This window comes from Pseudomonas sp. P106(2024) (genome assembly GCF_057480815.1).
Genome location: NZ_JBLIYU010000001.1, coordinates 190,463 through 212,210 on the forward strand (window position 1 = coordinate 190,463; position 21,748 = coordinate 212,210).

The 21,748-nt window shown below is 64.9% G+C and carries 12 protein-coding genes; 8 read left to right on the forward strand and 4 right to left on the reverse strand.

Features of this window, described 5'->3' with window-relative positions; all coding sequences use genetic code 11:
- Positions 1–14 precede the first annotated feature (14 nt).
- Complete coding sequence (locus tag AC25M7_RS00820) at positions 15–1,442, forward strand: trypsin-like serine peptidase (RefSeq protein WP_486970626.1); 1,428 nt, start codon at positions 15–17, stop codon at positions 1,440–1,442.
- 45 nt (positions 1,443–1,487) lie between these two features.
- Here the strand turns inward: AC25M7_RS00820 and AC25M7_RS00825 are convergent, their stop codons facing one another.
- A complete protein-coding gene (locus tag AC25M7_RS00825; RefSeq protein WP_486970627.1) occupies positions 1,488–6,170 on the reverse strand; it encodes a dermonecrotic toxin domain-containing protein in 4,683 nt (1,560 codons plus the stop codon).
- Positions 6,171–6,305: 135 nt separating this feature from the next.
- Positions 6,306–8,309: a BCCT family transporter gene (locus tag AC25M7_RS00830; RefSeq protein ID WP_028688419.1), complete on the reverse strand. Its 2,004-nt coding sequence runs from the start codon at positions 8,307–8,309 to the stop codon at positions 6,306–6,308.
- A 479-nt stretch (positions 8,310–8,788) separates the two neighbouring features.
- Here AC25M7_RS00830 and betI point away from each other — a divergent pair, with 479 nt between their 5' ends.
- From betI to trxC, 7 genes are all read left to right on the forward strand, one after another.
- Positions 8,789–9,445, forward strand: a complete 657-nt coding sequence (betI, locus tag AC25M7_RS00835) for a transcriptional regulator BetI (protein WP_028688420.1) — start codon at positions 8,789–8,791, stop codon at positions 9,443–9,445.
- Positions 9,446–9,483: 38 nt separating this feature from the next.
- A complete protein-coding gene (gene betB / locus AC25M7_RS00840; RefSeq protein ID WP_062362587.1) occupies positions 9,484–10,956 on the forward strand; it encodes a betaine-aldehyde dehydrogenase in 1,473 nt (490 codons plus the stop codon).
- Positions 10,957–11,032: 76 nt separating this feature from the next.
- On the forward strand, positions 11,033–12,730 hold the full coding sequence (gene betA, locus AC25M7_RS00845; protein ID WP_028688422.1) for a choline dehydrogenase: 1,698 nt from the start codon (positions 11,033–11,035) through the stop codon (positions 12,728–12,730).
- A 164-nt stretch (positions 12,731–12,894) separates the two neighbouring features.
- On the forward strand, positions 12,895–14,637 hold the full coding sequence (locus AC25M7_RS00850) for a potassium/proton antiporter (protein ID WP_028688423.1): 1,743 nt from the start codon (positions 12,895–12,897) through the stop codon (positions 14,635–14,637).
- Between the two features lie 35 nt (positions 14,638–14,672).
- On the forward strand, positions 14,673–17,978 hold the full coding sequence (mscK, locus tag AC25M7_RS00855) for a mechanosensitive channel MscK (RefSeq protein ID WP_084941999.1): 3,306 nt from the start codon (positions 14,673–14,675) through the stop codon (positions 17,976–17,978).
- 79 nt (positions 17,979–18,057) lie between these two features.
- Complete coding sequence (selO, locus tag AC25M7_RS00860) at positions 18,058–19,518, forward strand: protein adenylyltransferase SelO (protein WP_486970628.1); 1,461 nt, start codon at positions 18,058–18,060, stop codon at positions 19,516–19,518.
- Between the two features lie 44 nt (positions 19,519–19,562).
- On the forward strand, positions 19,563–19,997 hold the full coding sequence (gene trxC / locus AC25M7_RS00865) for a thioredoxin TrxC (RefSeq protein WP_486970629.1): 435 nt from the start codon (positions 19,563–19,565) through the stop codon (positions 19,995–19,997).
- On the opposite strand, the gene AC25M7_RS00870 is transcribed toward trxC, so the two are convergent.
- Both AC25M7_RS00870 and AC25M7_RS00875 read right to left on the reverse strand, forming a co-directional pair.
- A complete protein-coding gene (locus AC25M7_RS00870) occupies positions 19,994–20,767 on the reverse strand; it encodes a ParA family protein (RefSeq protein WP_028688427.1) in 774 nt (257 codons plus the stop codon). The two genes, trxC and AC25M7_RS00870, sit on opposite strands and share 4 nt — an antisense overlap.
- Positions 20,768–20,819: 52 nt before the next feature.
- Positions 20,820–21,725, reverse strand: coding sequence for a LysR family transcriptional regulator (locus AC25M7_RS00875; RefSeq protein WP_028688428.1), 906 nt, complete (start codon positions 21,723–21,725; stop codon positions 20,820–20,822).
- Between the last annotated feature and the right edge of the window lie 23 nt (positions 21,726–21,748).

Consider the following 21,748-nt stretch of genomic DNA (forward strand, 5'->3'; position numbering starts at 1 on the left):
AAGAGAACCGCCCCATGCCCATGCTCCCCAGCAACGCCCTGGCCAGCGTACTGGCCCTGACCACCCTTAACGCCATCGCCGCCCAGGCGGTGCCCACGCCGCTGACCAATGCCAACGGCGAAAACGCCCACTGGACCGGCATCGGTCGCCTGAGCGTGCCGCCCTACACCCAATGCATCGCCACCCTGATCGACAGCCGTGAGCAGACATCTGCCACCAACGGCCCCGCCTACGTGCTGACCAGCGGCCACTGCCTGAGCACCCGTAACGGCCAGATCGTCCATGACGCACCGGCGCAAGGTACGATCACATTCAACTACTTCATCGACACCCCCGATACACGCGCCGCCTTCCCCCTCAAGCGCACAGTGTGGAGCAGCGTGCAAGGCAGTGACCTGGCCCTGGTGGAACTGCAAGCCAGCCTGGCCGATGTCATGGCCGCCGGGGTCGAGCCGTTGACGCTCGGCAAACGCGCCCCAGCGGGCAGCGAAGTGGTGATGGTGGGTGAGCCCAGCCGACCAGACAGCGGCTTGCGCGCGGCGTATTGCAAAGAGACTGACGTGGACAGCGTGACCGACTTCCCCTGGGTCTGGCGCAAGCTCAAGACCAACGACTGCCCCACCCGTAGCGAAGGCGCCTCAGGCAGCCCGGTGATCGAACGCGCCAACGGCCGCGTGGTCAGCGTGCTCAACAGTGCGGCGGTCGGCCAGGCCTGCGCCCCCGGTGGCGCCTGTACGCCCATGAACAACTTCGCGATTCCGGTGCAACGGGTGATGGGATGCTTTCGCAACGCACACGTAGACCTCAGCGTAGAGGGCTGCGACCTGCTGCCCGGCTTCCAACTCGTCCAGAAGCCGCCCATCCGTCTGCTGAAGCGGGTAGCCAGCGACGCGCAGGGCCAGCCCCTCCCCGCGACATGGAACATGAGCTTCAGCCTCGATACCCCTTACTACCGCTACAAAACCGTGCGCGATGCGCTGGCCTGCGAGGATCCTGTCGGCTACAGCGCAACCCTAGCGTCCAGTGAAAACCACATCGACGACCCGATCGGCAGCCAACCCGGCAGGTATCACCTGTGCCTGATCGGCGTGCAGTCGGCCGACCAACTGCCTTCGCCAGCGTTAATGGCCAATGCCTTGAGCGTGCCGCTGGAACTGCTCGCCGAGGGCTCGCCGCAGGTGCGCTACAGCATCGATCGTCACCAAGCAGGCCATGTACGGATCAACTGGCAGACTGACCAGCCCTACTTGCGGCGTTACGTGCTCAAGCTGGGTAAGCCGGACGCAGTCGACTGCACCAATCCCTTTGGTTACCGACGCGCATTGATGTCGTCTCAGGTCATCACGGCGGCGCAGCTTCCGGTCACCCTCTGCAGCCGGGCGATCGATCTCGACGGGCAGGTCTCGGCCACCCGCAGCGAGTTGCTGAGCCCGGAAAGTTGATGATCGAAGGCCCTGTCGTGAAGACCGGGCCTGTTCCTGCGGGCGTCAGGTCAGCGGGATGATGCCCTGCACATCGGCCTGCTCCAGACGCCCGCGGTGCACCCGCTGACCGCTGGCGGCCTCGTACTGCCGGCCCAACAAGCGTTGGCTCCAGAGCTTGAGGTGGGCGTGGGTGAAGTCCGCCAGGTTTGCCGCTTGCGACGGCAAGTGGAAATGCGCGGCCCAAAGCGGGCGACCCTTGCTGCCAGCCGGCGCGTTCAGACGCACGATCTTGAACTCATCGAACGGGCTGGTGTTGACCGAGCTCTCGCGCCGCACGTACTCGACCTTGATCAGTTGCTGCTCATGCAGGAAGCGCAACCCCTTGGCCGTGGGGTATGGGGTCTTGCCGTAGAGCAGGGTCAACTGTTCGACCCGGTAAGTCTTCAAGGCCTCCAAAGCCTTTCTCAGCGGGGCGGTAGCCGTCGCCTGCGCCCCCTGCTCGGCGAAGCCTGCCAAGGCTTGCTCCAACACCTTCACCTGCTCACTGAGCAGGCGATCCAGCAGCGCGCCACTGACATCGTCCTGCACATACGCCTGGGCGGCGTCGAGCAGGTCCTGGTGGTCCGCGAGCAGCGCCTTGACCTGCGCAGCGACGTCAATCGATGGGCCTGGCTGCACGCTGGGCGCGGGCGCGTCCTCAACACGCTCGACCCAGGCATCCCCTTGGCGCTCGAACACCTGCAAGACCTTGTCGGTGATCGACTGGCGCACCTCCAGGACAACCCGTCCTTCGTGGTCTACCTCGGTGGCGATGAGCAACTGGCCGTCGTCATTGCGAATTATCCGCTTGGGCTCCTGGGCGACGGGGTAAGGCACGCGCCCGCTGGACGTCGGCGCACCGTCCTGCTCGGCGATGGCATCGACCAAGCGGCGCCCCGCGTCCTCCTTGAGCAGGATCATGTGTGCCCGGTAGCGGCGCAGCATCACGGGGTCGAGCAACTCGCCGGCCTGGGGCTCGATGTGCAGGCTGTGTACGATCGCGGCGGTGTACACGTCCCAGGCCTCTTGCAGGATGCTGATCCGGTCGGCCGCCGACAGGTTGGCCTTCAACGAATCCCCATGCGCCGAGGAGGCGCGATTCAGCGCAGGGTTGACCAGCCCCCGCTGGAACCTCAACAAGCGCCGCGGCATGCTCCTGGACTCCAGCCGCAACGCGGCCTCCGCGAGGTTCAACACGTGTTGGAAACGCAAATCGATCGTGGTGAAGCGCCGCCCCATGATCAACTGCGCCACGCTGCGGGCCGTCGTCGTGGCGCTGACATTCAGGGTATCCGGCACGCCGAGCAGCAGCACGTCGAGCTCGCCGTGCAAAGCAAGCACCCGCTCGTTGATCTCGCAGAGATCGATGAGTTCGTTACGAAATTGCCGATAGTGCTCCGCCACTTCGAAAAGGTACTTTCCCCTGAACTGTTTGCGCATCTCACTGATGTGCGCGTAGTCGGCCAGCGTATAGAGTTCGGTCAGCGCGAAATCGGCGTTACGAATCGTCGACTGCGTGAGCAGGTTCAACTGGCCATCGAGGAGCGCGCCCGCGCCATGCTGCCGGTAGCGACCATACTTGGGCTCGAGCATCACCTTGATCTGGGCGATCTGCTTGCGATCGGGCGCCATGACCGCGTCCAGCGCCGACAGCGCCTCGAGCCGCTTTGCCTTCAACGCCGTGTTCAACTCGGCGAGTCGTGCCTGGTAGCTGGTCATCAGGCGGTCGGAGCCGACCTTGTCGAAGCAGGTGTCGCCTGTCATCTCGGCGTCCAGGCGACGCTTTCGCTCCGCAGCCTCGAGCACGCAGAGCTGATCGTGCTTGCGTTGCAATACCAGCGCTTCATCAAGGGTTGGCTTGAGAACTCCCGCCGCCTGGTTCGATTCCAGGGTCAGCCGGTCGATCTGCGTGAGCATCCTGTTGAACTGCTTTTCCAGGGAAGGCTTGGGCATGCCACCGCGCAAGCGCAGCCGGGTATCGACACGCCAGGCGCCCGCCTCGTAGGACAAGTAAGGGCCATGCCCACCCGCCGGGTCGACCACGCGGATGCCGTCGTCCGATGCGCTCACGGCAAACACTTCGCCCAGCATCGGCACGCAGTCCTGCCCAGCCACCCGGTAAACCCCTGATGCCTGTGGCTGCTCACCTGCGAGTGCCACGTTCGAGCGCATGGCCATCAACGCCTTGCGCCGCGAGGGCGGCAAGTCGTTGAAGCCCTGGTTGCCACGCCAACTGAAGTCCACAACGGCTGCGTCGCCCACCACTGGCTCTGGCCATGCCAAGGGCCCAGGTGACGTGACCCGGCCTTGGCTCGGCACGACCTTGAGCGCCTGGTAACGGCCATCCTGGGCCGGTGCTTGCGTGAACGCCGCCGCACCGGGTAAAGGCTGCGCATCGGCGGGGGGAGCCTTGGGCAGGTGCGCGTGCAGCAAGGTCATGCCGGTGTTGATGATCAGGTCGACCGTGGCCGCGTCCCGGTTGAAATAGTCACTGTAGGCCACCGCCTCGAGATCGCTGTCCAGGGCGCTGAGGGTTTGCACCAGCCATGCCGCCGATGCCACCGGGCCACGCAACGCCAGGCTGGCCACGTCGAACAGCAGCCAGGCGCCCTGGCCGAGCAGCGCCCAACGGCTTTCTGCCGTGGAGGTGCTTTGCGCGTCGGCCAGCGCCACCCGCAACGCCTGGTTGGCGGCATAGAGCTTTTCATCCACACCCGTGGCCCAGTGGCAACTGGCGAGTTCGGCGGGGGCCGGCTTTTCCGGCAGGTTATAAGGGTCGATGCCGATGCTGCCGATGTGCGGCTCCTTGAACCCGCCGTGGTCATAGATGGAGCGTGCCGTTGGGTTCATCCACGCCACCAGGCTCTGCTGCAGCTCGGTGGAGGCGCGAATCGCCGCCATCATCGCCTCCAGGCTGGCGTACTCCAGCAGCGTATCCTTGGCGTAGAGCGGACGGTACAGCAACACCCGCGAGGGCTGCGCACAGAACAATACGTACATGGCCTGGACCAGGTCGGAATGCGTGGCGTCGGGACGGCGCTTGAAGGCCAGGGGCGCCAGCACGCTACTGGGTGACTCAGGATCCAGGTGGCCTTGGCAGAAATCGACGACGTGTTGCAGCCCGGCATCGGAAACCTTGCCATCGAGCTTGGCCAGCAGGGCACTGAATAACAGCCCCTGGCGCCACTCCCGGGCGAAGTGCCGGGTACGCTGCGCCCGGCTTGAAGGGTCACCCAGGGTGGTCGCCACGTAGCGAGGGTATTTGCCTCCGATGTCGACGCGCTGGACCACGCCCTTGAGGTAGTCGACCGTCAGCCACGGCATGATCAATTGTCCAGTGCGGTGCCGTATGCCCTTGATGACCGCCGCGCCCAGTGAACTGAGGTTGCCGATGGCGAAGGCGGTCAGGCTTACCTCGCCCCTGTCGGCCAACGGCTCCCCCCCGCCTGCGCCGCTTCCCGCGCCACCCGGAATGCCCTCGGCGGTGGCGAGCGACAGCAACAGGTCGTCAGGAAAATAGTTCGCTTCTACCGGATAGTCCGCCAGCAACTGTTCGCGCAAGCGTTCGCGCGCGTAGGTCTGCAGGTCCTGGACGCCATCGAGCGCCGAGCCCCCTTCGGCCTGCGCTTGCGCCAAGGCCATACTCAACAGGGCTTCCTGGGCTGCGAAGCTGTCGCTGGCCGAGGCGCTGGACAGGCCTGGCGGGAGTTTGGCCTGAACGCCATCGTCGTGGAAGTAGCCGCCAAGTAGCCACTGCGCGGGGTCGCTCAACTGCGCGAACAGGGCCTCCATCCGTGCCACCGAGAGGCCACGCAGACGCAACTGAGCGATGTGCTCGCACATCCTCGCCAGCAGCAGCGCACTCTGCTGCGCGAACACGTTGCCCTCGAGCGCATGGCGCTCCCAGTTCAGCGTGTCGAAGCTGTGCGCGAGCGCCAACGCATCGCGCAGGGCCAGGCCAAACGCCTCAAGCGACGCGAAGGCCGTGACCTGGGTCGACGGCCTGCACCACAGCACCACCTGCGCTTCGTCCCATTCGCCCACCACCAACAGGCCGGGTTGCACGACCGTGAACACCTGGTCATCCCAGCCCAGCCTGGCCTGCACGACGAACGTCGCCGGCTGCTCGGCACCGCCCTCGATCAGGCCACGCACGCACGCCTGCGCCTTGGCATCGAGCCCCTGCGCAGGCAGGTTGCTCAGCAGCGCCATCTTCAACAGCAACTGCAGCCACCGGTCGCGGCTCTTGCCGGCGCTGCCCCGGCCCTGCCAATAGTCCAGCTGCGCTTGACAGAAGAGCTCGGGCAAGCGCGCCAGCAACCCGTTGAAGGCGTCCGTCACCCCGCTCAGGCGGCGGGTATCGAACTCGCTGTGCGAGCCGGCGAAGCGGTGGGTCGCCACCAGCCCGAGGTTGTGGTGGCGCCCTTCGAGCGCTTCCAGGTTCATGGGCTGCTCCGCGACCATGGCCTGCAACACCAGGTCGACCAAGCTGTCGGTGGTGTAGTAGTTGGTGCCGGGCACAGGGCTGTCGAGCATCAGCGGGTCGGCGTCGGTCAGCGCCGGGGTGACCGACGCCAGCCATGGCAAGTGTTCGAGCAGCAGGCTCAGCACCTGCGTGCTGGCCACCTGGCGCAGGGTCGGACGGTTGGCGAACTGCCGGGCGGCAGCGCCCTTGAAATCGAACAGGGGTGTCGAAGGTGTCGTCATGGTGAACGCCTCCTGGTGAGTGGACTGCCACCATGCCGTCACCCACCAGCCTGCGAGGCTGTACATATTGCGCGCCCCAGAAACGACAAGGGCCCGGCGCTTTCACGCCAGGCCCCTGCCTGTTACCGCTCACGATCAGCTGTAAACACGCCCCAGCAGCTGACGGTGGCTCTCGAACTGATCCAGCACGTCACGCACGATCTGCTCGCGGGTGAAGCCCATCAGGTCGTACTCCTGGCTGCCATCGTGCAGGTACACCTCGGCACGGTAGAAGCGCTGACGCACTTCCGGCTCGCCCTCGACCGGCGCCTCGCTCGGCGCGGCCATGTAACCGTCCAGGCTGGCTTCGTAGACGAAGGGGTTACCCTCTTCCATCATCACCCGCAGGCCCATCATGTTGCGTGACTGGCCAACACGGGTCTCGACCTCGAAGCCCAGGGTGCGAAGCTGCTCGGCGGCCTCTTTCAGCGCCGGGCTGACCTGCTTGTCCATGAAACGCTGGACCACGGCCTGGGTCGGTTGCAGGTCCAACTGGCTCAGGCGCTCGCTGAAGCCGCGACGGCCACGGGCGGCCAGCTCGGCGCGCTCGCTCTCGACCGCGACGTCCTGCTTCATGGCCTTCATCAGGCCGAACATGAACAGCACCAGGACCACCGAGAACGGCAGGCCGGCCAGTACCACCATGGTCTGCATGGCCTCGAAGTTACCGGCGAACAGCAAGCCGATGGTGACCAGGGTGATGACCACCGACCAGAACACCACCATCCAGTGCGGGGCGTCCTCGTCGACCTTGCCGCCTTTGCACGACAGGTTGGCCATCATCACTGCGCCGGAGTCGGCGGGAGTCAGGAACAGCACGAAGCCGACGAACACGGCTACACCGATGACAATCTTGGCGGCCGGGAAGAACTCCAGCAGCTGGTAGATCGACATCGACGGCTGTTCGAGCGCCGTCTTGCCCAGCTCCACCGCACCCTGGTTGATCACCAGGTCCAATGCGGTGTTACCGAAGATCGACAGCCAGGCCAGGGTGAAGCCCAGGGGGATCAGCAGCACGCCGCTGACCAGCTGGCGCACGGTACGGCCCTTGGAGATACGGGCAATGAACATGCCGACGAACGGGCCCCAGGAGATCCACCAGGCCCAGTAGAACACGGTCCACAGGCCCAGCCAGCGCTCGGACTTGTCGTTGTCGCCTTCATAGACGTACAGGTCGAAGGTCTTCAGCACGACACCGTTGAGATAGTCGCCGATGTTCTGCACGAAGCCGTTGAGCAGGTGCAGGGTATTGCCGGCCAGCAGCACGAAGATCAGCAGGCCGCTAAACAGCAGGATATTCAGGTTGGACAGGCGACGGATACCGTTCTCCACGCCCGACACCGCGGCCACGGTGGCAACGCCCGCCATGACCAGGATCACCACCAGCAGGTTGGTCTTGCTGTGGTCCATGCCGAACAGGTACTCCAGGCCCGAAGCCACCTGCATCGAACCGATACCGAGGTTGGTCACCAGGCCCAGCAGGGTGACGAACATGCCGAAGATGTCCACGGCATGACCGGCGCCACCCTTGACCCAACGCTCACCGACCAGCGGATAAAGCGCCGAGCGCAGTGCCAGCGGCTGGTTGTGACGGTAGGCGAAGTAACCCACGGCAAGCCCCACCAGGGCGTAGATTGCCCAGCCGTGCAGGCCCCAGTGCAGGAAAGTCAGCTGCAGGCCCTGGCGCGCGGCCTCGAGGCTGGCCGGGGTGCCCTCGGGTGGGTTGAAGTAGTGGTCCAGCGGCTCGGAGGCGCCGAAGTACAGCAGCGAGATACCGATGCCCGAGGAGAACAGCATGCCGGCCCAGGCGCCGTAGCTGAAATCGGGGGTGTCGTCCTTGCCGCCAAGCTTGAGCTTGCCGAAATCGGAGAAGGCCAGGTAGACGACGAACAGCAGGTAACCGCAGATCACCAGCATGTAGTACCAGCCGAAGGTACGGGTCAGCCATTTCTGGGCAACGCCCAGCGCCTGGCCGGCGGCTTCGGGTACAGCAATCAGCAGGGCAGTCAGAACGAGGATCATCAGCGCAGAGGTGTAGAACACCACGCGGTTGACCCGTACCCGCTCGGCGGGAGGCTTTGTCAGGGAGGCAGAACTCATTGCACGAATGCTCCGGGCAGTGCGGCAGTGGAGGCTAAACAGTTATTTCCCGCGCAATTGGTGCAATAGCCCTACTACGCAAGGTGTTATAAAAGGCACCTGGAAACCGTGATCCCGAATCGAAACGCTGCAAAAAATACAGACCGGCCGTCTGTCGCCTTGCCACGCACTCAGCAGAAGGTGCGCGCATTCGCCACAGACCACCTGGCCCGCTCCAAGGGCCGACCGCGCAGTCCATGACCGCTCGGCAGAATCTGTCCTTTGCATCGCTCATGCCCGTCAACGCCTTGTATTCCGGGGGTTACACGATTTCCTGGGGTGTCGATTCGTGTCCCTTTGACGGCCTGAAAAACTGTCAATGGCACAAATTGTCGCAGAGCTTATTCTTTATTGATTGAACGTTCAATCAAAACAAAATAGACTGGCCTTCGCCGAGGCAGCCGCTCGTCGTCTGCCCGCAGGCCTGAGGAGATAGCAAGATGCCCAAGGTCGGTATGCAACCCATCCGCCGCCAGCAGTTGATCGAAGCCACCTTGCAGGCGGTCGATCAGGTCGGACTGGGCGATGCCAGCATTGCGCTGATTGCCCGTTTGGCCGGCGTGTCGAACGGCATCATCAGTCACTACTTTCAGGACAAGAACGGCCTGATCGCAGCGACGATGCGCCACATCATGAACATGCTCAACGAGGGTGTGATCGCGCGTCGTCAGGCACTCACGGACGATAGCCCGCGTGCCCACCTGAAGGTGATCATCGAAGGCAACTTCGATGCGAGCCAGGTGAATGGCCCGGCAATGAAAACCTGGCTGGCCTTCTGGGCCTCCAGCATGCACCAGCCGTCTTTGCACAGGTTGCAGCGGATCAACGATCACCGTCTGTATTCCAACCTGTGCTGCCAGTTCCGCCGCGTCCTGCCGCTCTACCATGCGCGCAAGGCTGCCCGCGGGCTGGCGGCCCTGATCGACGGCCTGTGGTTGCGTGGCGCCCTGTCGGGTGATGCATTCGACACCGACCAGGCGATACGCATCGCTTACGAATACATGGATCTACAACTGGCGAAACAGCAGTCCCTGGGCACAACCGACCAGGCCTCTGAACAGCCGCGCGCAGCGACCAGCCAACCGGCAGGAGCGTGACGCGGCAGCCAACCACACACTGCACTTGCGAGGACACTATGGCCCGTTTCGGAACGCAAAAACTCTACATTGATGGCGCTTACGTCGACGCTGGCAGCGACGCCACCTTCGAAGCCATCAACCCGGCCACCGGCGAAGTCCTCGCCCATGTGCAGCGCGCGACCCAAGCCGACGTCGAAAAAGCCGTCGAAAGCGCCGAGCGCGGCCAGAAAATCTGGGCCGCGATGACCGCCATGCAGCGTTCGCGCATCCTGCGCCGCGCCGTCGACATCCTGCGCGAGCGCAACGACGAGCTGGCCATGCTGGAAACCCTGGACACCGGCAAGTCGTACTCCGAGACCCGCTACGTCGACATCGTCACCGGCGCCGACGTGCTGGAGTACTACGCAGGCCTGGTACCGGCCATCGAAGGCGAGCAGATCCCGCTGCGCGAGTCGTCCTTCGTCTACACCCGCCGCGAGCCGCTGGGCGTGACCGTCGGTATCGGCGCCTGGAACTACCCGATCCAGATCGCCCTGTGGAAATCCGCCCCGGCCCTGGCCGCCGGCAACGCGATGATCTTCAAGCCGTCGGAAGTCACCTCGCTGACCACCCTGAAACTGGCCGAGATCTTCACCGAAGCCGGCCTGCCGAACGGCGTGTTCAACGTCCTGACCGGCAGCGGCCGCGAAGTCGGCACCTGGCTGACCGAGCACCCGCGCATCGAGAAAGTCTCCTTCACCGGCGGCACCACCACCGGCAAGAAAGTCATGGCCAGCGCCTCCAGCTCGTCGCTGAAGGAAGTGACCATGGAACTGGGCGGCAAGTCGCCACTGATCATCTGCGACGACGCCGACCTGGACAAGGCCGCCGACATCGCCATGATGGCCAACTTCTACAGCTCCGGTCAGGTCTGCACCAACGGCACCCGCGTGTTCATCCCAGCCTCGATGAAAGCCGCCTTCGAAGCCAAGATCGCCGAGCGCGTCGCCCGCATCCGTGCCGGCAACCCGGAAGACGAGAACACCAACTTCGGCCCGCTGGTCAGCTTCCAGCACATGGAAAGCGTGCTGTCGTACATCGCCAAGGGTAAAGAAGAAGGCGCCCGCGTACTGTGCGGCGGTGAGCGTCTGCTGGACGGCGACTTCGCCAAGGGCGCGTTCGTGGCCCCGACCGTGTTCACCGACTGCACCGACGACATGACCATCGTCAAGGAAGAGATCTTCGGCCCGGTGATGAGCATCCTCAGCTACGAGACCGAGGAAGAAGTCATCCGTCGCGCCAACGACACCGAATACGGCCTGGCCGCCGGCGTTTGCACCAACGACATCAGCCGCGCGCACCGCATCATCCACAAGCTCGAGGCCGGCATCTGCTGGATCAACGCCTGGGGCGAGTCGCCGGCGGAAATGCCGGTTGGCGGTTACAAGCAGTCGGGCGTCGGCCGTGAGAACGGTGTCAGCTCGCTGGCTCAATACACTCGCATCAAGTCGGTCCAGGTCGAGCTGGGCGGCTACAACTCGGTTTTCTAAACCCCGTTTAGCCACGCCCGTGCCTTCGCGCACGGGCGCTTGCGCTCCCTGACCACCGCCAACGAGGGTACTTTTCATGTCCCAAGAATTCGATTACATCATCGTCGGTGCCGGCTCGGCCGGTAACACCCTGGCCACCCGCCTGACCGAAGACGCCAGCGTCACCGTGCTGCTGCTGGAAGCCGGTGGCCCCGACTACCGCTTCGACTTCCGCACCCAGATGCCGGCCGCCCTGGCCTTCCCGCTGCAGGGCCGTCGCTACAACTGGGCCTACGAGACCGATCCGGAGCCGTTCATGGACGGTCGCCGCATGGAGTGTGGCCGCGGCAAGGGCCTGGGTGGCTCCTCGCTGATCAACGGCATGTGCTACATCCGCGGCAACGCCATGGACTTCGACGGCTGGGCGGAACTGCCGGGCCTGGAAGACTGGACCTACCTGGACTGCCTACCGTACTTCCGTAAAGCCGAAACCCGCGACATCGGCCCGAACGACTACCACGGTGGCGACGGCCCGGTCAGCGTGGCCACGCCGAAAGCCGGCAACAACCCGCTGTTCCACGCCATGGTCGAAGCCGGCGTGCAGGCCGGTTACCCGCGCACCGAAGACCTCAACGGCTACCAGCAGGAAGGCTTCGGCCCGATGGACCGTTCGGTGACCAAGAACGGCCGTCGCTCCAGCACCGCCCGCGGCTACCTGGACCAGGCCAAGAAACGCCCGAACCTGACCATCGTCACCCACGCCCTGACTGACCGCGTGTTGTTCGACGGCAAGCGCGCCGTCGGCGTGACCTACCTGGTCGGTGACAGCGAAGAGCGTGTCGAAGCCCGGGCGCGCAAGGAAGTCATCGTCAGCTCCGGCGCCATCGCTTCGCCGCAGCTGCTGCAGCGCTCCGGCGTCGGCCCGCGCGCACTGCTGGAAAGCCTCGACATCCCGGTGGTCCACGACCTGCCAGGCGTCGGCGAGAACCTGCAGGACCACCTCGAACTGTACCTGCAGTACGCCTGCACCCAGCCGGTGTCGCTGTATCCGTCGCTGCTGTGGTGGAACCAGCCAGCCATCGGTGCCGAGTGGCTGTTCAACGGCACCGGCATCGGCGCCAGCAACCAGTTCGAGGCCGGTGGCTTCATCCGCACCCGTCCTGAATTCAAGTGGCCGAACATCCAGTACCACTTCCTGCCGGTAGCGATTAACTACAACGGCTCGAACGGTGTGAAAGAACACGGCTTCCAGGCGCACATGGGTTCCATGCGCTCGCCAGCCCGTGGTCGCATCCAGGCCAAATCGAAAGACCCGCGCCAGCACCCAAGCATCCTGTTCAACTACATGTCCACCGAGCAGGACTGGCAGGAATTCCGCGACGGTATTCGCCTGACCCGCGAAATCATGGCCCAGCCGGCGCTGGACCCGTACCGCGGTCGCGAGATCAGCCCAGGCGCCCACGTGCAGACCGACGAAGAGCTGGACAAGTTCATCCGCGAGCACGCCGAAACCGCCTTCCACCCATCCTGCTCGTGCAAGATGGGCACCGACGACATGGCAGTGGTCGACGGCGAAGGTCGCGTGCATGGCATGCAGGGCCTGCGCGTGGTCGACGCCTCGATCATGCCGCTGATCATCACCGGCAACCTCAACGCCACCACGATCATGATCGCCGAGAAGATCTCGGACAAGATCCGTGGCCGCAAGCCGCTGCCGCGCAGCACCGCCAAGTACTACGTGGCCGGCGATGCACCGGTAAAGGGCAAGCCGATGCGTGAAGTGAAGCAAGCGTAAGCCTGCTGCGGCAACACAAGAAAAGGCACCTCTCGAGGTGCCTTTTCTACATCTGCAGAAACGCTTTACAGCCTGCCAATTCATCAGGTTAGAATCGATTGGCACGCGACCTGCTAGTTCATGCTTCCAGGTCCCTTCCCCCGCGATATCCCGGAGTACCACCTTTGGATGCGAGCACCATCAACAGCCTGTTCCTGATCGGCGCTTTACTGGTGGGCGCAAGCATCCTGGTCAGCTCGCTGTCATCGCGCCTGGGCATCCCCATTCTCGTCATCATCCTCGCGGTCGGCATGATTGCCGGGGTCGATGGTGGCGGCATCATCTTCAACAACTACCCGACCGCCTACCTGGTGGGCAACCTGGCACTCGCCGTGATCCTGCTCGACGGCGGCCTGCGCACCCGGGTGGCGAGCTTCCGCGTGGCGCTGTGGCCGGCCCTGTCGTTGGCCACGATCGGCGTGCTGATCACCACCGGCCTGACCGGCATGGTCGCCGCCTGGCTGTTCAACCTGAACCTGATCCAGGGCCTGTTGATCGGCGCCATCGTCGGCTCCACCGATGCCGCGGCGGTGTTCTCGCTGCTCGGCGGCAAGGGCCTGAACGAGCGGGTCACCGCCACCCTGGAGATCGAGTCGGGCAGCAACGACCCGATGGCGGTGTTCCTCACCGTCACCCTGATCGACATGATCGCCAGCGGCCAGACCGGCCTGCACTGGAGCCTGCTCACCCACCTGCTGCGCGAGTTCGGCATCGGCGGGCTGATGGGCCTGGGCGGCGGCTGGCTGATGCTGCAACTGGTCAATCGCATCAACCTGGCCAGCGGCCTGTACCCGATCCTGGTGGTAGCCGGCGGACTGGCGGTGTTCTCCCTGACCAACGCCCTGCACGGCAGCGGCTTCCTGGCCGTGTACCTGTGCGGCCTGGTGCTGGGCAACCGGCCGATCCGCAGCCGCCACGGCATCCTGCACATGCTCGACGGCATGGCCTGGCTGGCGCAGATCGGCATGTTCCTGGTGCTCGGCCTGTTGGTCACGCCCCACGACCTGCTGCCCATCGCCCTGCCGGCCCTGGGCCTGGCGCTGTGGATGATCCTGGTGGCCCGCCCGCTGTCGGTGGTCGCCGCCCTGCTGCCGTTCAAGGCCTTTCATGGTCGCGAGAAAGGCTTTATCAGCTGGGTCGGCCTGCGTGGCGCGGTACCGATCATCCTGGCGGTGTTCCCGCTGATGGCGGGGCTGCCCCAGGCCCAGCTGTTCTTCAACCTGGCCTTCTTCATCGTGCTGGTGTCACTGCTGGTGCAAGGCACCAGCCTGCCGTGGATGGCCAAACTGCTGAAGGTCACGGTACCGCCGGACCCGGCGCCGATTTCCCGCTCCGCACTCGAAGTGCACGTCACCAGCGAGTGGGAGCTGTTCGTCTACCGCCTGGGCGCCGAGAAATGGTGCATCGGCGCCGCCCTGCGCGAGCTGAAGATGCCCGAGGGCACGCGCATCGCCGCCTTGTTTCGCGGCGAGCAACTGCTGCACCCATCGGGCAGCACCGTGCTGGAAGTCGGCGACATGCTCTGCGTGATCGGCCACGAACATAACCTGCCGGCGCTGGGCAAGCTGTTCAGCCAGGCACCACAGCGTGGCCTGGACCTGCGTTTCTTCGGCGACTTCGTCCTCGAAGGCGACGCCGAACTGGGCGCGGTGGCCGCGCTGTATGGCCTGAAACTCGATGGCCTGGACGCGAACATGCCGCTGGCGCAGTTCATCCGACAGAAGGTCGGAGGCGCGCCAGTAGTAGGCGACCAGATCGAATGGCACGGCACGATCTGGACCGTCGCGGTCATGGACGGGAACAAGATCCAGAAAGTGGGCGTCAGATTCCCCGAAGGTACCCGCCCCGGACCCGGGCTGTTCCTCTAAACTCCGATTTGCCGCGTAACACAAGAACTCTGCCTATGTCCCTGCGTGACCATTGCCGCGCAGCCCTGCTGGGGCTGTGCCTGACCCTCTCGTTCGCCGCCGGCGCGGTGGAAGTCCCGACCACCCCGGGCATCCAGAGCAGCCTGAGCAAGATCGCCGAGCGCAAGCTGCCGGAAACCGAGCAGAAAGCCGTGCAGCAGGTGCTGGAGCAGACCCTGGCGCTGCTCAACGCCCGCGACGACAGCGAAAAGAAGCTCGAAGCCCTCAAGCAGCAGCTGGCCGGCGCACCCCAGGAGATCCGCGACAGCCAGCGCGAGTTGATCAAGCTCAAGGCCAGCACCACCCCGCCGGTGGCGCAGCGCTACGCCAGCCTGACGGTGCCGCAGCTCGAGCAGATGCTCAGCGAACGCAGCACCCAGCAGGGCGATTTGCAAAAGGCGCTGTCCGAAGCAAACAGCCTGATCATCAATGCGCAGACCCGTCCTGAACGCGCCCAGGCCGAGATCAGCGGCAACCAGATGCGCGCCCAGCAGATCAACAGCAGCCTCAAGAGCGGCAAGGACAACGGCAAGGCGATCAACGCCGACCAGCGCAACCAGCTCAACGCCGAACTGGCCTCGCTCAACGCGCTGACCCTGCTGCGCCGCCAGGAACTGGCCGGCAACAGCGTGCTGCAGGACCTGGGCAACGCCCGCCACGACCTGCTGATCGAGCGCGCCACCCGCCTGGAGCAGGAAATCCAGGACCTGCAGACGCTGATCAACGAAAAGCGCCTGGCCCAGTCGCAACAGGCCGTCACCCGCCAGTCGATCGAGGCGCAGAAGGCCGGCGGCAGCAACCTGCTGGCCACCGAGAGCACCGCCAACCTGCAACTGTCCGACTACCTGCTGCGCAGCACCGATCGCCTCAACGAGGTGACCCAGCAGAACCTGCGTACCAAGCAACAGCTCGACAGCCTCACCCAGGCCGACCAGGCCCTGGACGAACAGATCAACGTGCTCAAGGGCAGCCTGCTGCTGTCGAAGATCCTCTACAAGCAGAAGCAGGCCCTGCCGCACCTGAAGCTTGACCGCAACCTGGCCGACCAGATCGCCGATATCCGCCTCTACCAGTTCGAGATCAACCAGGAACGCGAACAGATGAGCAGCCCGTCCACCTATGTGGACAAGCTGCTGGCCAGCCAGCCCGAGGAAGATGTCACCCCGCAACTGCGCAAGGCCCTGCTGGAAGTGGCGATCACCCGCAGCGACTTGCTCGAGCGGTTGAACCGCGAGCTGTCGGCGCTGCTCAACGAATGCATCACCCTGCAGTTGAACCAGAAACAACTGCTGAGCACCGCCCAGAACCTGCGCACCACGCTGGAAGAACAGATGTTCTGGATCCCCAGCAACAAGCCGCTGGACTGGCAATGGCTGCGCGAGGTACCCGAGCGCCTGACCACACAGGTGGCCAGCCTGCCCTGGGGCGCGGGCATCAAGGAGCTGGCGGACGGCCTGGTGCAACAGCCGCTGCTGTTCCTGCCGCTGATCCTGGTGATCGGCGCCCTGCTGTGGCGGCGCAAGGCGCTGTACCGACGGCTGGGCAAGGTCCACCAGGACATCGGCCACTTCAAGCGCGACAGCCAGTGGCACACGCCCCAGGCGATCCTGATCAACATCCTCCTGGCCCTGCCGGTGGCCCTGGCCCTGACCCTGGGCAGCTACGCCCTGCAGCTCGATGCCCGCGGGCAGAACGCCAACCTCGGCGCCGCCCTGTGGCAGATCGCCCAGGCCTGGCTGGTGTTCTACACCGCCTACCGTATCCTCGCCCCGGGCGGCGTGGCCGAGATCCACTTCCGCTGGCACAAGCCGCAGGTCGAGTTCCTGCGCGGCTGGGTGCGCCGGCTCGGCACCGTGGTGCTGGCCCTGGTCGGCGTGGTGGCGGTGGCCGAACACCAGCCATCGGCCCTGGCCGAGGACGTGCTGGGCATCGGCGTGGTACTGACCTGCTACGCGCTGATGGCCTGGCTGCTCAGCCGCCTGCTGCTGAGCAGCCCGGCGCACCGCAACACCTCGCTGTTCCGCAAGGCCGTCGGGGTGGCCTTCACCGCCCTGCCCATCGCCCTGTTCGTGGCGGTGTGCTTCGGCTACTACTACACCGCCCTCAAGCTCACCGACCGGCTGATCTACACCCTCTACCTGCTGCTGTTCTGGCTGGTGATCGAGGCCGCATTCGTGCGCGGCCTGTCGGTGGCGGCGCGGCGCCTGGCCTACCAGCGCGCCCTGAGCAAACGCCAGGCGGCCAAGGAGGGGCTCGACGGCGAAGTGGTGGTCGAGGAGCCGACCCTGGACATCGAGCAAGTCAACCAGCAGTCCCTGCGTCTGATCCGCCTGGCCCTGCTCGGCGGCTTCATCGGCGGGCTGTACTGGGTCTGGGCAGACCTGATCACGGTATTCGCCTACCTCAACAACATAACCCTCTACGAATACAGCAGCGGCACCGGCGCGGCGGCGAGCATGGTACCGATCAGCCTCGGCGACCTGCTCGGCGCCATGGTCATCGCCGGCATCGCCGTGGCCCTGGCCAGCAACCTGCCGGGCCTGCTCGAGGTGCTGGTGCTGTCGCGCCTGAACCTTGCCCAGGGCAGCGCCTACGCCATCACCACGCTGCTGTCCTATGTGATCGCCGGCGTCGGCATCGTCAGCACCCTGGCCACCCTCGGGGTCAGCTGGGACAAGCTGCAATGGCTGGTGGCGGCCCTGTCGCTGGGCCTGGGCTTCGGCATGCAGGAGATCTTCGCCAACTTCATCTCCGGCATCATGATCCTGTTCGAGCGCCCGGTGCGCATCGGCGATACCATCACCATCGGCAACCTGTCCGGCACGGTGAGCAGGATCCGCATCCGCGCCACCACCATCACCGACTTCGACCGCAAGGACATCATCGTCCCCAACAAGACCTTCATCACCGGCCAGCTGATCAACTGGTCGCTGACCGACACAGTCACCCGGGTGACGCTGAAGCTGGGCATCGACTACGGCTCGGACCTTGACCTAGTGCGCGACCTGCTGCTCAAGGGCGCCCACGAGAACCCACGGGTGCTCAAGGATCCGGAACCGCTGGTGTACTTCCTCAACTTCGGCGAAAGCTCGCTGGACCACGAGCTGCGCATGCATGTGCGCGACCTGGGCGACCGCAACCCGACGCTGGACGAGCTGAACCGCTATATCAACCGCGAGTTCAAGGCGCACAACATCAAGATCTCGGTGCGCCAAGTGGAGGTGTTCCTCATGGACCCGAAGAACGGCAAGCAGCAATTGATCCCGATGGACGGCAAACCGGACAGCACGCCGCCGAGCTGAGTGGACTACGACAGGCATGCCCTCCAGAATGCAGGCGAGGGCTTTGCCCTCGATGGCACCGAATCCAGGAGCAGGCCCCGTGAAGTCCCTCGACCAACTCACCTTCGACAACCGCTTCGCCCAACTCGGCGATGCCTTCTCCACCCAGGTCCTGCCCGACCCGATCGCCGATCCACGCCTGGTCGTCGCCAGTGAATCGGCCATGGCCCTGCTCGATCTCGACCCGGCACAGGCCGAGCTGCCGGTGTTCGCCGAGCTGTTCAGCGGCCACAAGCTTTGGGAAGAGGCCGACCCACGGGCGATGGTGTATTCCGGTCACCAGTTCGGCTCGTACAACCCGCGCCTGGGTGATGGTCGTGGCCTGCTGCTGGGCGAGGTTCTCAACGATGCCGGCGAGCACTGGGACCTGCACCTCAAGGGCGCCGGCCAGACGCCCTACTCGCGCATGGGCGACGGCCGCGCCGTGCTGCGCTCGTCGATCCGCGAATTCCTCGCCTCCGAGGCCCTGCACGCCCTGGGCATTCCCAGCAGCCGCGCGCTGTGCGTGATCGGCTCGAGCACCCCGGTATGGCGCGAAGCCCGCGAGAGCGCTGCCATGCTCCTGCGCCTGGCCCAAAGCCACGTGCGCTTCGGCCACTTCGAATACTTCTACTACACCAAGCAACCGGAACAGCAGCGGGTGCTGATAGACCATGTGCTGGAACAGCACTACCCCGAGTGCCGCGACGCCGAGCAGCCCTACCTGGCCATGTTCCGCACCCTCGTCGAGCGCAACGCCGAGCTGATCGCCCGCTGGCAGGCCTATGGCTTCTGCCACGGAGTGATGAACACCGACAACATGTCGATCCTGGGCATCACCTTCGACTTCGGCCCCTACGCCTTCCTCGACGACTTCGACGCCAACTTCATCTGCAACCATTCCGATGACCGGGGCCGCTACAGCTACGCCAACCAGGTGCCAATCGCCCACTGGAACCTCAGCGCCCTGGCCCAGGCCCTGACCACAGTGATCGAAGTCGAGCCGCTGAAGGAGGCGCTGGGGCTGTTCCTGCCGCTGTACCAGGCGCACTACCTTGACCTGATGCGCCGCCGCCTGGGGCTGACCACGGCCGAGGACGACGACATGGCGCTGGTCGAGCGCCTGCTGCAGTGCATGCAGCGGGGGGGCGTGGACTACACCCTGTTCTTCCGCCGCCTGGGCGAGCAGCCCGTGGCCCAGGCCCTGCAGGTGGTGCGGGAAGATTTCATCGACCTGGCCGGCTTCGACGCCTGGAGCACCGACTACCAGGCGCGCTGCGCGCGCGAAGCGGGCAATGCAGAAGGGCGCCGCGAGCGCATGCATGCGATCAATCCCCTGTATGTGCTGCGCAACTACCTGGCGCAGAAGGCCATCGAAGCCGCCGAGGCGGGCGACTACAGTGAAGTGCGGCGGCTGCATCAGGTGCTGGGCAAGCCGTTCGAGGAACAGCCCGGGATGCAGGCCTATGCCGAACGGCCACCTGAGTGGGGCAAGCACCTGGAAATCAGCTGTTCGTCATGAACCCCGGGGCCGCTACGCGGCCCCAGCCACATCAAGGAGATAAAATGTCCGCCCCCCTGGTAATCCCCTGCCCTCACTGCAACGGCCTCAACCGCCTGCCCGCCGAGCGCCTGGGCGACAGCCCCAAATGCGGCCGCTGCAAGCAGGACGTGCTGCTCGCTCAGCCCTTCGAACTGAACGAGGGCACCTACGCCGCCCAGATCAAAGGCGACCTGCCGTTGCTGCTGGATGTCTGGGCCGACTGGTGCGGCCCCTGCAAGAGTTTCGCCCCGGTGTTCGAACAGGCCGCCCGTCACCTCGCCGGCCGCTGCCGCCTGGCCAAGCTCGACAGCGAGGCCAACCGCAACCTGGCCGGCCAGTTCGGCATCCGCTCGATCCCCAGCCTGATCCTGTTCAGGAACGGCCGCGAAGTGGCTCGCCAGGCCGGCGCGTTCCCACTGCAGTCGTTGCTGGAGTGGCTGCGCAGCCAGGGTGTCTAGGCGCTGCGCTCCAGCAGATCATGCAACTCGACGAACTGCTGGGTAAGCTTGTGCCGTGGCTCCAGGTGGATCAACGGCAGGCTGGCATGGTGGGATTCGCGCATCTTCACCGAACTGCCCAGGTACACCGGCAGTACCGGCAGGCCCTCGGCCAGCAGCTCGTCGAGCATCTGCTGGGGCAGGCTGGCCCGTGACTGGAACTGGTTGACCACGATACCCTCGACCACCAGCTCGTCGTTGTGGTCTTCCTTGAGTTCGTCGATCTCGGCCAGCAGGCCGTACAGCGCCTGGCGCGAGAAGCTGTCACAGTCGAAGGGAATCAGCACGCGATCGGCGGCGATCAGTGCGGAAACCGCGTAGAAGTTCAACGCCGGCGGCGTATCGATGTAGATCCGCTCGTAGTCTTCGTCCAGCTCGTCGAGCAGTTTGCGCAGCTTGTTGATCTTGTGCTTGGCCTCGAGCTTGGGCTGCAGGTCGGCCAGCTCCGGGGTGGCGGTCACCACGTGGAGGTTGTCGAAGGGGGTTTCGTAGATATCGACCTTGTTCTTCTTGGCGAACGGCCCGCTGGACAGCGACTGCTTGAAGAAGTCGGCGATGCCCATGGGGATGTCGTCGCCGGTCAGGCCGGTCAGGTACTGGGTCGAGTTGGCCTGGGCATCCAGGTCGATCAGCAGGGTCCGATAGCCTTCACTGGCACTGACCGCCGCGAGATTACAGGCAATGCTCGACTTGCCCACGCCACCTTTCTGATTGAACACCACGCGCCGCATGTCAGACCTCCGTGTATCAACGAATGCCCGAGTATGTGGTCAGCGCAGCGGTTTAGCCAGCACCTTCGGGCTGTTCCAGCCCGGCCAGCAGGGCGATGAAGGCATTGGCCATGGCCGAGCCGGGCGCCTCGCGACGTACCAGCCACACGGCGGTCATGGCCTCTTCGTCGAGCAACGTGCGGTACACCACGCCTTCGATGCGCATGCGCTGGAACGAGGCCGGCAACACCGAAACACCCAACCCCGCCGACACCAGGCCGATGATGGTCATCGCCTCACCGGCTTCCTGGGCGAAATGCGGGCTGAAACCCGCCTGGCGCGCCAGGCTCAGCAACTGGGCATGCAGGCCACTGCCGTAGCTGCGCGGGAAGAATACGAACGGCTCATGGGCCAGGGCTTGCATATGTACACCCTGTTCGCTGCCAATAGCCAGCGGGTGCGATGCATTGAGCACGGCTACCAGGGGTTCGCGGAACAGCTCGGTGCAAGCGATCCCTTCCGGCAACGGCATCGGTCGCATCAGGCCGATTTCGATGGACTCGTCGAACACCGCCTCCACCACTTCTCGGCTGCTCATTTCCTTGAGGTTGAGGTGCACTGAAGGATAGCGCTGGCGGAAGGCCCGAATGGCCTGGGGAATCCGCGAGGTGAAGGGTGCCGACGAGGTGAAGCCGATCTTCATCTCGCCCAGTTCACCCAGCTGCGCTCGCCGCGCCACATCGGCGGCCTTCTCCACCTGCGCCAGCACCTGGCGCGCCTCCTCGAGGAACAGCCGCCCGGCCTCGCTCAACTCGACCCGGCGGTTGGTGCGCTCGAACAGGCGGGCCCCAAGCTCCTGCTCCAGGGCCTGGATCTGCTGGCTCAAGGGAGGCTGGGAAATACCCAGCTGCTGGGCGGCGCGGCCGAAATGCAGTTCCTCGGCCACGGCGATGAAATAGCGCAGATGACGCAACTCCATGATCGACTCCAAACAGGTCGTAA

Excerpts from the sequence above, each read along its gene's own strand:
- AC25M7_RS00870 (WP_028688427.1), bottom strand. The coding sequence starts at position 20,767 with ATGCGGCGCGTGGTGTTCAATCAGAAAGGTGGCGTGGGCAAGTCGAGC.
- betA (WP_028688422.1), top strand. The coding sequence starts at position 11,033 with ATGTCCCAAGAATTCGATTACATCATCGTCGGTGCCGGCTCGGCCGGT.
- AC25M7_RS00875 (WP_028688428.1), bottom strand. The coding sequence starts at position 21,725 with ATGGAGTTGCGTCATCTGCGCTATTTCATCGCCGTGGCCGAGGAACTG.
- AC25M7_RS00830 (WP_028688419.1), bottom strand. The coding sequence starts at position 8,309 with ATGAGTTCTGCCTCCCTGACAAAGCCTCCCGCCGAGCGGGTACGGGTC.
- mscK (WP_084941999.1), top strand. The coding sequence starts at position 14,673 with ATGTCCCTGCGTGACCATTGCCGCGCAGCCCTGCTGGGGCTGTGCCTG.
- betI (WP_028688420.1), top strand. The coding sequence starts at position 8,789 with ATGCCCAAGGTCGGTATGCAACCCATCCGCCGCCAGCAGTTGATCGAA.
- trxC (WP_486970629.1), top strand. The coding sequence starts at position 19,563 with ATGTCCGCCCCCCTGGTAATCCCCTGCCCTCACTGCAACGGCCTCAAC.
- AC25M7_RS00825 (WP_486970627.1), bottom strand. The coding sequence starts at position 6,170 with ATGACGACACCTTCGACACCCCTGTTCGATTTCAAGGGCGCTGCCGCC.
- betB (WP_062362587.1), top strand. The coding sequence starts at position 9,484 with ATGGCCCGTTTCGGAACGCAAAAACTCTACATTGATGGCGCTTACGTC.
- AC25M7_RS00820 (WP_486970626.1), top strand. The coding sequence starts at position 15 with ATGCCCATGCTCCCCAGCAACGCCCTGGCCAGCGTACTGGCCCTGACC.